The organism is Virgibacillus flavescens (genome assembly GCF_050574275.1).
Taxonomy (GTDB): domain Bacteria; phylum Bacillota; class Bacilli; order Bacillales; family Amphibacillaceae; genus Virgibacillus_F; species Virgibacillus_F flavescens.
In genome coordinates this window covers 1,922,877-1,935,538 of record NZ_CP192260.1, presented here as the reverse complement: position 1 = coordinate 1,935,538, position 12,662 = coordinate 1,922,877, and the positions used below count along the sequence as shown (strand labels likewise).

The window sequence follows — 12,662 nt, the reverse complement described above, 5'->3', positions numbered from 1 at the left end:
CACATTTTGTTTCGTAACAAATACTTTATTATTTCATTATATTATAGCAAACCGCGAACCTTAGTAAAATAAAATGTTTAATTACTAGCCGTCCAGTTCTATTTCGGTTGATTACTATACTCTACGTTTTCGAGACGTGGATTGGGGCGGTACCTTCTGCCTTCTTTTGCTGAAGGCGTACCATTTAGTAAAACATTGTCACCTGTAAAGCCTATATTTATTTTGAGCAGGCTTCCACCAACCCCATAAATATCCACTGGTACACCAAGTTTTTCAAAGTACTCAATTCGGTTTTCAGTAAATCCTCCGCTTGCAACGATATTAACATGAGGATAACCTTCTGCATCCAGAGCTTTCCTTAATGCAACAATAAGTTCAGGACTTACTCCCCGAGGGTCAAAAGTTCCCATTAAATGATGGTTTCTCAAGAAATATTTATCCACTAGTGTTCGTGAAGTATCTACACGAACTCCTTTTAATTTTTTGTCAAAAACGCGCGCTACTTTTAATGCATCTGTAATCACATCATTATTATAATCTACCAGCGCAACAAGATCATCCTCCGGGTACATTTCGTGATAAGCTTGAGAAGCAGCTACAACATCTCCTCTAAACATTTGAATCATGGCATGTGGCATCGTACCCATACCCTTTTTCCCCCACCATTCATTCATTGCATGTGTTGCCTGTGCGGTTGAACCACCTATAAACGCGGCATAGCCATCTCCAGCCTGCTGCGTAAAGTGATCATCACGATCACCCATAAATATTACTGGCTTTTGTTTCCCGGACGTTCTTGCTGCTTTTACGACATTATATACATTTGTAGCTACTGATGTTCTTCTTGCCAATATTCCATCAACTATACCCTCTAAAAAGCCAAAGTTCTGGTATGGGCCAGTAACAGTCAGCACCGTTTCATATGGATTTATTTTATCGCCGTCTTTCAGCGAATTTATTTCTAGTTTTTCTGGGTCGGTTGCAAACGTATGGATCAATGCAATTGCTTCGTCACTTCCGCACAACACGGCATCTTCTTTTTGAAAAAATTGCATCGTCACATAGTTATTCGGTAATTTTTTCTCAACCATTTCTTTCGTTTTCAAAAAATAAACAGCAGAAAACCAGCCTTCACTAATCCGGTTATCAAATTTAAATGTTCTATTGGTCAACCGTTTAATCTTACCATTTAATTTTTTTTCAATTTCCTTCATATCTTTGTTTCTCCTTTAGAAAAACTCATTATACGTAAGTATTATAGTGAACTAAGATGAAAGCCGCAATTTAACTTTAATGTATATGAAACATTAGTAGTCTCTCTTAAAAAAATCATTTATACCTTATCATATTAAATATACGCAGAATTCACAAGTGATAAGTATATTTATTAAAACGTTTCTTGTTGAGGAGAGATAAGTACTTCTCTTGGTTTACTTCCATTTTGTTCTGAAATAATACCACGTGCTTCCATTGTATCGATAAGCCTTGCTGCTCGATTATAACCAATTTTAAAATGACGCTGGAGTAATGATGTACTAGCCCCATTATGATTAACAATAAACTGAATTGCTTCATTTAGTAAATCGTCTTCGTCGTTTTCTTCATCTGTCATTACCTGTTCCAGCAACTGTTCTTGTTCAAACAAATAGTTTGGCGGCGCAATTGATCTTATATGTTTTGTAACACGTTCAATTTCCTCATCAGATACAAAAGCACCTTGTAATCTCACGCTTTTTCCAGATCCGTTTTCTACAAACAGCATGTCACCTTTTCCAAGTAGTTTCTCTGCTCCACTTGTATCAATAATCGTGCGTGAATCAACCTGGGAAGACACACTAAATGCAATCCTTGTTGGAATATTTGCTTTGATAAGACCTGTAATAACGTCTACGGATGGACGCTGGGTTGCGACTAGTAAATGCATGCCACAAGCACGTGCTTTTTGAGCTATTCGACAAATAGAATCTTCAACATCCTGTGGTGCGACCATCATTAAATCAGCTAATTCGTCAATGACAATTACGAGGAATGGAATTTTTTCATCTGAACGGCCTTGCTTCACCATCTTTTGGTTATAGCGTTCAACATCTCTTACACCTTCGCGGACAAATTTTTCGTAACGTTCTTCCATTTCTATAACTGCCCACTTCAATGCAATTGTTGCCGCTTTGACATCTGTAATGACGGGAGATACCAAGTGTGGAATTTCATTAAATGGCGCAAGTTCAACCATTTTCGGATCAATTAATAAGAATTTTACATCCTCATGACTCGCCTTATAAAGAAGGCTAATAAGAATGGTATTAATACATACACTTTTCCCTGATCCGGTAGCACCGGCAATAAGGCCATGAGGCATCTTTTGAATGTTTGTAATCATCGGTGTGCCCTCAATGTCTAATCCAAGTGCGATCGTTAATGGTGATTTGCTATCCTTGAATTCTGATGTCTCAAATATTTCCTGCAGCCCTACCATTTGTGAAGTCTGGTTTGGTATTTCAATTCCGATTGTATTTTTACCTGGTATTGGTGCTTCAATCCTGATATCTCTAGCAGCCATATTCAACTTTAAATCATCGCTGAGGTTCTTCACCTTACTGACTTTAACCCCAATCTCCGGCTGTACTTCAAAACGCGTTACAGCTGGCCCCTGTGTAGCATTTACAACCTTTGCACGAACATTAAAATGCTTTAATGTTTTCTCAAGCAAGTCCTGTTGCTCTTGAACCCAGATTCTGTCATGGTTGTCCTTAGGTTTTGGATCATTCAGTAAATAATCCGGAATTTCAAAAGAAGCTGCTTCTTTCTGTTCAGAAATAAATGCCGATTTCGTTTCCGTTACAGGTTTAACTGTTTCTTCAGGTTCTTTTGTTTCTTTTATTTCTTTTCCCGCAGGTTTAGCCCTCTCGAAAATTTCACGTTTCCGTCTATCATTTGCCGACATCATAACATTAAATGGCAAACTGCCTGGTTGCTTCGTTTTACTGTTAATTGGATTTCGTTTCTTTTTCTGGCTTGATTCAGAGTTAGTTGGTTTTGTTATTTTTTCTGATTTGACAGGCTTTTGTTCTTTCGCTACCTCAGAACTTTCAGTTTCTTCTATTACAGTGGGAGTAGATTGTTTTATGTCGTTTTCCGTTTGGATATTATTCTCGATAGGCTTTTCAGTATCTTCTTCCTTATCCTTTTGTTTTCTAATATATGCAGGCACATTTTCAACTTTTTTTTGTTCTTTATACTTTTGAAAGCCATGAATTGGTGAAGGAACTTCTGTAGGTCGAAATGGCCCTTTTTCAACCGACCTATCTTCTTTCGGCGTCATTCTTTTTGAGGCACGAGTTGAAGTAAAGTTATTTGTTTCCTGCTTCGTATCTTCTATTCTTCTTCGATACGCTGGTGTTTCAAAAGAGTTATTTTGCTTTTCATTTCTATCAGGTATAACTGGAAAACGAAACTCTTTTTTTTCTGGATATTGATACATGACTTTGGTTTCTAATTTATCGTTGTTATGTATTCGATGATTAGCATATTTCTGTGTATGAACCTCTTCTTCCTCATCAACTTCTTTATAAAAAAGGTCTATTAGTTTATCTTTCCATTGACCCCACATTACTTTCACTCATTTCTTTAAATAATCATTGTTACTCTATTTTATCAGTTTTCTATAAAATTTGTAGATGTTTCTATATATAATTTATTTAGAAAGCTTGGCTGATCGCCAATCCTTCGTTTCACTTAAGCAGTAAGAAAGGGGATTATACTTTCTTATCTGGCAATAAATCGGCATTCGCTCCATCCTTTGTTAGCGAATGCCACCTCATTTCTCCGTTCATTAAAAACAACCTACGCCACTTCCGTATGTGACTTAGGTTGCTCAAGTTAAATACTAAACGCTTGTCCAATCGTGTACGTATCATCCAGAACATAGATGCCCTTTTCTGCTGGTGCATCTGGCAGTCCTAATTCATTTTGTGAGCATATCATACCATTCGATGGTACCCCGCGTAATTTTGTCGGTCGAATCTTAAGACCACTTGGCATTACAGCTCCAACTTTTGCCACAACTACTCGCTGCCCAATATCTACGTTAGGTGCACCACAAACAATCTGCAGGTTTTTATCTCCTATATCGACCTGACAAACATTTAATTTATCTGCATCTTCATGCGGTGACTTTTCTTTCACAAAACCTACTACAAACGTTGGACTCAAATCCCAGTCTAACGAGTCTTTTAAATGATTTTGTTTAAATACATCTTTAATCTTTTCGTACATTTCAGGAGTCAGCATTATTTTACCGGTGTTTGTAAAAGTAAAATAGCTAGATGCCTTAAAAATATTGTAACCTAAAATATTTCCTTCCTGATCCGTTATTTTCGTAACGTCGCCAAAAGCCTCATGTTTAATCTCGTAACGATCTCCATCTTCAAATGGGATAATTAAAACATCACCAATACCTTTTGGATTGTAAAATACATCCATTTCATTCATCCTTCCTTACTTTTCTTCTGGGCGATTCTTTGCAAGTATAAACACAGGTTCAAGCTTTTTATCATCATAAATAAACGATAAAGATGTAATCGGAATTCTGCCTTCAGCAAAAAACTTCATCGTCATTTGTGCTAATATATCATATCCTGTTTTATTCTGAATGTCAGCTACAATTAATACATCCTGATGAGGAACCGCCACAGCAAGTTCACCTTTACAATTTGCCTTCATTTCTTCTAAAAACGCTTCATTCAAGATACGACTTGCATCATATCCATCCTGGTGTGCTACAAAGAAGAAGTCATTATCTGCTACTCGGTCCTTTTTCATATCTATCTTTAAGGAACGAAGATTAAACGCTGCAATTTCATGGATTCTTTCAAGAGTAAATCCCTCTTTTTCTAATAGAGGTTCATCGATTAATCGATAAGATTTCCCTAAATCCAGTGCATAATAGATTCGCGTCTCGGCTGTATGATCCTTGTAAATAATCTTATTGCCTGATTTAGTTTCTGTTGGGAATGAAGTAGCTCGTATGACAGGATAAATATTTTTTTCCATACCGGTTAACTGATGGTCCTCGTTCATGATACGCAATGCCTCTGTAACATGCTCTATCAACTCTTCGATTGCATCTTCTCCACGTTCATTGAATTTTGCTACAACATTTGGAAGCGTTATGGACATACCCTTCCTTGTATCTTTCCATTCCAAGCGAAATGTGTCGTTATCCCTATTATAAGAAGAATTGCGATCAGGACTCGATAAACGTTCTTCTAATATGTTTTTCATTTTTAAACTAGTCATTTTCATATGATTACCTCCTTACTACTTAAATTATAAACTTTCCATAAATTCAACAATTTCTTCTTTAGTCTTATGATTCTTACTCACAAACCTTCCTGCTTCTTCTCCGTTTTTATAGGCAATGAAACTAGGAATACCAAACACATCATGTAATTGGCATACTTCTATAAATTGATCTCGATCAATTAAAACGAACTTGTACATTGGAAAAGTATTCTCGATTTCGGGAAGGAGTGGTTCAATTACCCGACAATCCGGACACCAGTCAGCAGAAAATAATAAAACTACATTTTCTTTTTTAATCCAATCATTAAGTTGTGCTTCACTTTTTAATATTTCCATACAGTATCAGCCTCCGTTACTATCATAGCTTTGTTTTCTTTACGTTTCAATTATGTTGGTTTGTCCATAACAAGAAAAGCTATTCCTGAAGACTACCAAGAATAGCTAAACCTGTATTTATTTTATTTCCTTGTTTGACTCAACTATAGAACGTGCAATTTTCATCAAGTTTTTCGAATCCTCAACCATTGAAGCTTTCTCGGTATATGTCGTAATTTTCACTCCGCCGATTCCAATTTGCAATTCATATTTTTCTTCTTTACTAGCGTCAACACGGATATATCCAAATTTCCCTTGTTCGGTGAATGATTCCATCAGTAATGCTTCTTCCTGTTGAGAAGCTGACTTGTAGTTCAACTTGCTCGATGAATCTTCAAGGTTATTGTAAAATACAATATACGTCTGGTCGTCCTTTTTTAAGATCACATTTGTTTTATTTGCTTCTTTTACAGTCAGATCATCTGGAAGATAGAAAGATAAATCATCAATTGTTTTATTCAATTCTATCTTTTCTTCAGACAAAAACGCCTGCTTGGCAGCATCTTCTGTTTCTTTTATTACTTCCTTTTCAGACTGCAAACCGCACCCTGCTAATAAAACCGTTACTAGTATAAATAAGACTGTTATATTGCGTATTACGTTCCACACAATTCTTCCCCCTGATCATCTAGTACTTTTTACCCTATAACGTATCATACTATGAATTTGAAATTTGGCAAAATAAAATATTTCCAATTTTATAATCAAACTATTTCTTTTTATTTATAATCTCTATTACTATTAAGAAATAAGATAGTAAAATTGGAGGGATAAATATGAATCTAACCGTATATCTCGCAGGACAAATTCATGATGACTGGCGCGGAGAAGTTAAAAAGAAAGCACAAGAAAAAAGTCTGTCTTTAACTTTTGTGGGACCACAAACGGATCATGAACGCTCAGATAATGTAGGTGAAAGCATTCTAGGTGAACAGCCGGAGAATGCATATAAAGACGATGCAGCATCAAGTATAAATAATTTTCGCACAGAAGTTTTAATGCAAAAATCAGACGTTGTTATAGCATTATTCGGTGAAAAGTATAAACAATGGAATACCGCGATGGATGCAAGTGCAGCGCTTACTATGAACAAACCAACTATTATCGTACGGCCAGACTCACTGATTCATCCGCTGAAGGAACTATCAAACAAGGCGAATGTGACGGTAGAAACAGTGGACCAGGCATTAGATGTACTAGCATATATTTACGAATAAAATTTTTCATCCACAAAAAGGCAGCTGCTCATCACTGCCTTTTTAATTTTGTCCTTGTCGATATTCCCATTGCCCGCGTAAAAGTGTAACAACGTGTGAAAACATCTCCTTTCTGGAGACCAAATTATTTGTAAAGATACCTATTGCTCCCTCATTGTGCCGTACACTCTCTATTTTGGCAAAAGAATCCATTACATCACCAAGTTCAAAACCCGCTCTCAATTGTTCACTAATTTCCTCAGGCAGCAGGATCCTTGCTCCACTGGCCGTATGCACGTGTTTGTTGTTACTTATTAAAGCTCCCCAATTACATAGATATAGTTGACTATCCAGTTCCATAACGCCGCCTTCGAGACCAATCCCTATTGCATCTGGATAGGATGTAATACAATTATGCGCACGGTTAATCGCACCGACTCTCGTTTCTTCGTCAGAGAAAGGCTGTGCAGAAACATCAGAATCTGCATCCCAACCCTCCACATGCACATTTGGAAATACATCTTTTACAGCTTCAATTTTTGTTTTGTTTAAAGATCCAATAATTATTTTCATAAACAGCTCCTTTCTTTAGTCACACTCGGCATTGGCCACATCTTTATTAGTTAATGCCGAATACAGGCATTTGCTCTAACATTTATACATACTGTGCTATTCCCGCTGGAGTCACCGCCCTCCGCTCACCTGGACTGGTAAATCTTTTACGTATTTGTTTTTTTAAAATTATTGCATTTGAAACAGAAATAGATATGACTAACGAGTATGCACTTATCCGTTATATCCATCAATTGTCTAGAGTTTTTCGCTGCTGGCAGTCAAATTCCGCGGGATGAAAGGCATAGCTGAGAACTCGGAGTGCGGCAGCAAGTCACTGAAAAAGGGGGAGATTTTTATAATTAATTTCCCTCACCTTTACCTAGCATCTTCGAATATACGTAGACTCCTGTGGGAACAGCGCGAGCTGAAGATCCCGCAGGAAAGCGGTCTTTGCTTATCCGAGGAAGCTGAAGCCGTGCCCACGGAAAGCGTAGTATATTCGAAGTTGCGAGCGTGGATCTACTTAATTTTGTTCTACATGTACCTTTTTCAGTGGCCACGTGCAATAGCACGTGGAGAATTAAGTCGCAGCAGTTTCCATCAAATACGACAGAAGTAACTAATAACATTTTTTATATATAGAAGTATTTGTAATTCGTGTCAAGTAACATATTTCACTTCTAAAAGAAATCGCCAAGCTTTAATGATTTCCAAAAAACAATTGCCACATCATCGAAATGAAGTGGCAATTCGTTTCACTAACTATTTTTACGAATTTGTTCGACTGTGTTTTTATCTGTCGATTTGACTAGTTTAACAATCAGCTCTTTAGCAGCTGCATAATCATCGACATGGATCATCGAAGCAGATGTATGAATGTAGCGCGAACATATGCCAATAACTGCAGATGGTACACCATCGTTTGAAACATGAACACGTCCTGCATCCGTTCCACCCTGTGAAATAAAGTACTGGTATGGAATATCGTTCGATTCAGCAGTATCTAAAATAAAATCTTTAATTCCGCGATGTGTAATCATTGTACGATCAAAGATTCTCAGTAAAGCACCTTTACCTAACTGACCAAATTCCTTCTTGTCACCCGACATATCATTTGCAGGTGAAGCATCAAGCGCGTAGAAAATATCAGGTTGGATCATATTTGCTGCAACCTGTGCCCCGCGTAAACCTACTTCTTCCTGTACCGTAGCACCAGAATATAGCTGGTTAGGCAGAGTTTCATTTTGCAGTTCCTTCAACAATTCTACCGAAAGTCCACAGCCATAACGGTTATCCCATGCTTTGGCAAGAATTTTTTTCTCATTAGCCATTGGTGTAAATGGACAAATTGGCACCACTGCCTGTCCTGGCTTAATTCCAATTTTGTGCGCATCCTCTTTATCATCAGCACCAATATCAATTAACATATTTTTAATCTCCATCGGCTTTTTACGCTGTTCTGGTGTTAAATTATGAGGAGGAATAGAACCAATTACTCCAACAATTGGACCATTTTCTGTCATAATTTGTACGCGTTGTGCAAGCATTACTTGATTCCACCAGCCACCAAGCGTTTGGAACCTGAGCATTCCATTTTCCGTAATGTTTGTAACCATAAAACCAACTTCGTCCATGTGACCTGCCACCATTACTTTTGGTCCATCGCCATTTCTAACGCCAAACACACCACCCAGATTATCCTGAATAACGTTATCAGAGTATTTTTCAAGCTCACCCTTCATAAATTTACGTACTAAATGTTCATTTCCAGGTGCCCCCTGTAGTTCTGTAAGCGTTTTAAATAAGTCCTTCGTTTCCTGATTCATGTAAATTCCCCCAATTCAGTATACTATGTACTTTATACAGTATAACTGAAAACTTTGTAGAGTTTCCACCGCTTAGCATTCATAATGTATTATTTTCTATTTGTGTGTTTTTAAGTTATACTTACTAAAAGATATAAAACTAACCAAATTAATGTATGAGGTGATTATAGAAATGAGTGTAAAAAAAGCAGCATTAGCAGCAGGTTTAGGTGTCGCAGTAGGTTACATGGCTAAACAGCAATTGGACAACTACCAGAAAGTAACTCCTGAAAAGGCGTTAAAACAGGCAAAAGAAACGTTTAAGAAGCAGGGACCTATTAGTGGCTCATGGATTTATATGAAGCCAGAAGAGGTCGAAAAAAATGGTTTGGTTTATAATGCTTACCGAGGTGGAGTTACCAAAAGTATCGACGGAGAAAACAAACAATATGAATTCTACGTAGATGTGGAAACAGGAGCAGTTATCGGCTCTGTTAAAACTTCTTAAGGTAAGAAAAGTGCAACCCTTCTATGGTTGCACTTTTTTAATTTTTACCCAATAGCTTAAATACCTTACCCATGTCCTGACTCGCACCAGCCTCCGCATAACCTACAAATGGACAACCAATTAAATGAATTCTTTCCACCACATTACTCACCATAAACAGTTCCGGTTTTAAATTTTCATTTACTTCTTCCCAGTATAACGGTGTTGCTACAGTCGCGTCTTTCGTTTTTCTAGGAGAGTACGCAGTGATAATTGTCTTTCCTTTTGCATGCTGGACATAATCAATATATAGCCGATCCTGTCGATTTTTCTTTAGCCGTTCTGTTGTAAACTGTTTTGGGTATTCTTTTTCAATAGTAACTGCAATTGCTTCCGTGAAAACTCCTGTTTCTTCATACGTCAAACTGTCTTTCGGAATTGGAATATGCACTTGTATCCCCTTATTTCCTGAGGTTTTTACAAAGGATACTAAGTGAAGATTGTCCAGTAATTGTTTTAGAATGTTTGCTGCATGAACAGCTAGGTGAAAGCGACTTCTATCAGGTGGGTCTAAATCGAAAACAATTTCTGATGGATTGGGTTCATTAATCGTTTGAAATGGGGTATGAAATTCAATCGCACCATGATTTGCAAACCACAATAGAGATTCCAGTTTGTTACATATGAAAAGCTTCTCATCCTCACTTGGATAGCTCTTAATAAACACAGGCGCATAATCTGGTAAATGTTTTTGATAGAAAAACTCTTTCTCAACGCCATCCGGACTACGAATTATTGTCAGTACTTTCTCATGTAAAAATGGGAGCATATAAGGTGCAACCTCGCGCAGGTAGACAAGCAAGTCCCCTTTAGTAATCCCTTTATTCGGCCAGAATAATTTATTTGTGTTACTTGGCTCAATTTCAATTGGAATCATTGCCATATCCAATTTTAATTTGTGGACGGTACAATCTTTAGAAGGAATGTTAGGTAAGAATTGATTAAATAGTGGTTCTCTAAGCTCTCCATTAATTAAATCCAGCGAATTAACTTCTGCACAAATTGCTGGTGGAAGAGAATAATTTGATCCTTTTTTAACTCCTTTGGATACAAATAATTGTTTTACCGTATTAAGCTCATTGCTGTCGACACCATGCTTACATTTTCCTATCTCAACTAACGCTTGTTTATCATTGTAAATAGAAATTGTAAAATAATCATTCCCACTATCGTAACTTGTAATGATCCCCTGCAATTTCCTCCAATTTTTAACCTTAACCCAATCGAAATGCTGTTTTCCTGAACGATAATAGCTACCTATCCGTTTAGCTATTACACCCTCACCTTTATAGTTAATAATGGTTTTCCCTATATCTTCAGCATTAGTTGTACTCGTAATTATACTTAGCCTGTTTAATCTGGTAATAGTACTATCTACATCGAGTAAATTTACAAAATCGACAAGTATTTCTTTTCGAACGGTCAAGGTTTTTTCCTTTAATGACTTCCCGCGTTCATGAAGCATATCAAAAGCCAAGAAGCTCGCTGGTCTTTTTTCTGCAGCTTCATGTATAGTATCCTTTTTGTTTAATCGACCCCGCTTTTGCAAAGCAATAAAATTTCCCTGGTAGGGATTATTTACAATTGCTAATTCTCCATCCAACTTTACAGGTAATAATTTATTTATTTTCGATTGGTTTGATAAACAAAATTCAATAATTTCAGGGAAATTGGCAGTTAAGTCTACTTTATTTCTGCTAACTAATCTTACGTTGTCTTTCTCCCAATCCAGAACACAGCGGAATCCATCATATTTCCCTTCGTATAACCACTCATCCCCTGTTGGAAGATGTGTTCCAGAAACGGGTTGCATTAATTTCATTACACTTCACCAGCCTTTACTAATTAAAGTGGCTCAATATACGAAAATTAACCGTATACTAGTTTACTTTAGTATTAGAAAAAACCGGCATTTGCTCTAAACTCTTATGCTTTGCTTCAGTATAAAAAAAGGTGCTGGCGGCAAGATAGTCAAAAAGGAGTTTTGTTTATGCACACGATGTGGAAAGGAACAATCAGTTTTGGTCTTGTAAACATTCCTGTTAAAATGCACGCTGCTACAGAAAATAAAGATATTAAGCTGAGACAGCTTCATAAGGAATGTCAGACTCCCATTGGCTATCAACGTACATGCGCAAATTGTGATCGTGAAGTGAAAAACGAAGAAATTGTTAAGGCTTATGAGTATGCAAAGGATAAGTTTGTTGTATTGGACGAAGAAGATTTAGAAGCATTAAAAAAAGAACAGGCTGATAAAGCAGTGGAAATTGTGGATTTTGTCAAACTCGAAGAAATTGATCCTATTTATTTTGAGAAGAGTTATTTTTTGTCACCTAATGAAGGCGGATCAAAAGCATATGGATTACTCCGTTCAGCACTAAAAGACACAGCAAAAATTGGAATTGCTAAAATGATAATCAGATCAAAGGAGCAGCTTGCTGTGATCCGTGTTTATCAAAATACGCTTGTTGTAGAAACCATTCATTATCCAGATGAAGTTCGGCAAATAAAAGATGTGCCAAACATACCTGAAGAATCGAATACGATGAAAAAAGAACTGGATACTGCAAAAATGCTAATAGAACAACTTACTGCGACGTTCGATCCGGAAAAATATACAGACGATTACCGTACTGCTCTTATGGAAATCATTGAAGCGAAGAAAAATAACAAAGAAGTTGTGGTTGGAGAAAGTAAACCTAAGCCAGATAATGTCACCAATTTGATGGACGCACTACAGGCTTCACTTGAAAAGTCGAAGAAAAATAAACCAAAACCAAAAGCCGCCAAACCCAAGCCAGCACCAAAAAAGAAGAAAGCTGCAAAATAAGGGACAAGGGGACGGTTCTTATGTCCCGGTGAGGGACAGAAGAACCGTCC

General features: G+C 37.1%; 12 protein-coding genes. 3 read left to right on the top strand and 9 right to left on the bottom strand.

The window, feature by feature from the left end:
* Nucleotides 1-98 precede the first annotated feature (98 nt).
* The 6 genes from VBD025_RS09200 to VBD025_RS09175 all read right to left on the bottom strand — a co-directional run bounded on the left by VBD025_RS09200 (nucleotide 99) and on the right by VBD025_RS09175 (nucleotide 6,288).
* Nucleotides 99-1,214, bottom strand: a complete 1,116-nt coding sequence (locus tag VBD025_RS09200) for a nicotinate phosphoribosyltransferase (RefSeq protein ID WP_430784715.1) — start codon at nucleotides 1,212-1,214, stop codon at nucleotides 99-101.
* A 173-nt stretch (nucleotides 1,215-1,387) separates the two neighbouring features.
* On the bottom strand, nucleotides 1,388-3,610 hold the full coding sequence (locus VBD025_RS09195; protein ID WP_430784713.1) for a DNA translocase FtsK: 2,223 nt from the start codon (nucleotides 3,608-3,610) through the stop codon (nucleotides 1,388-1,390).
* A gap of 269 nt (nucleotides 3,611-3,879) precedes the next feature.
* Nucleotides 3,880-4,482 carry a YtpR family tRNA-binding protein gene (ytpR, locus tag VBD025_RS09190; RefSeq protein WP_430784711.1) on the bottom strand — a complete coding sequence of 201 codons (603 nt, stop codon included), beginning with the start codon at nucleotides 4,480-4,482 and terminating at the stop codon, nucleotides 3,880-3,882.
* Between the two features lie 15 nt (nucleotides 4,483-4,497).
* Entirely contained in the window at nucleotides 4,498-5,304 is an 807-nt protein-coding gene (locus VBD025_RS09185) for a DUF1444 domain-containing protein (protein WP_430784709.1), read from the bottom strand.
* 24 nt (nucleotides 5,305-5,328) lie between these two features.
* Nucleotides 5,329-5,640 (bottom strand): thioredoxin family protein, encoded by a 312-nt coding sequence (locus VBD025_RS09180; RefSeq protein WP_430784707.1) that lies wholly within the window; start codon nucleotides 5,638-5,640, stop codon nucleotides 5,329-5,331.
* A 117-nt stretch (nucleotides 5,641-5,757) separates the two neighbouring features.
* Complete coding sequence (locus VBD025_RS09175; RefSeq protein ID WP_430784705.1) at nucleotides 5,758-6,288, bottom strand: hypothetical protein; 531 nt, start codon at nucleotides 6,286-6,288, stop codon at nucleotides 5,758-5,760.
* Nucleotides 6,289-6,455: 167 nt separating this feature from the next.
* Between VBD025_RS09175 and VBD025_RS09170 the strand changes: the two genes are divergently transcribed.
* Nucleotides 6,456-6,896 carry a YtoQ family protein gene (locus tag VBD025_RS09170; RefSeq protein ID WP_430784703.1) on the top strand — a complete coding sequence of 147 codons (441 nt, stop codon included), beginning with the start codon at nucleotides 6,456-6,458 and terminating at the stop codon, nucleotides 6,894-6,896.
* Between the two features lie 42 nt (nucleotides 6,897-6,938).
* Here VBD025_RS09170 and VBD025_RS09165 read toward each other — a convergent pair whose 3' ends face one another.
* Together VBD025_RS09165 and VBD025_RS09160 are read right to left on the bottom strand one after the other, a co-directional pair.
* A complete protein-coding gene (locus VBD025_RS09165) occupies nucleotides 6,939-7,448 on the bottom strand; it encodes a DUF84 family protein (RefSeq protein ID WP_430784701.1) in 510 nt (169 codons plus the stop codon).
* Between the two features lie 740 nt (nucleotides 7,449-8,188).
* Nucleotides 8,189-9,256: a M42 family metallopeptidase gene (locus VBD025_RS09160; protein WP_430784699.1), complete on the bottom strand. Its 1,068-nt coding sequence runs from the start codon at nucleotides 9,254-9,256 to the stop codon at nucleotides 8,189-8,191.
* 172 nt (nucleotides 9,257-9,428) lie between these two features.
* Here VBD025_RS09160 and VBD025_RS09155 point away from each other — a divergent pair, with 172 nt between their 5' ends.
* Nucleotides 9,429-9,743 (top strand): PepSY domain-containing protein, encoded by a 315-nt coding sequence (locus tag VBD025_RS09155; protein WP_430784697.1) that lies wholly within the window; start codon nucleotides 9,429-9,431, stop codon nucleotides 9,741-9,743.
* A gap of 37 nt (nucleotides 9,744-9,780) precedes the next feature.
* On the opposite strand, the gene VBD025_RS09150 is transcribed toward VBD025_RS09155, so the two are convergent.
* Nucleotides 9,781-11,604: a DNA ligase D gene (locus tag VBD025_RS09150; RefSeq protein ID WP_430784695.1), complete on the bottom strand. Its 1,824-nt coding sequence runs from the start codon at nucleotides 11,602-11,604 to the stop codon at nucleotides 9,781-9,783.
* 168 nt (nucleotides 11,605-11,772) lie between these two features.
* Here VBD025_RS09150 and VBD025_RS09145 point away from each other — a divergent pair, with 168 nt between their 5' ends.
* Nucleotides 11,773-12,612 (top strand): Ku protein, encoded by an 840-nt coding sequence (locus VBD025_RS09145; RefSeq protein WP_430784693.1) that lies wholly within the window; start codon nucleotides 11,773-11,775, stop codon nucleotides 12,610-12,612.
* The last annotated feature ends 50 nt before the right edge of the window (nucleotides 12,613-12,662 follow it).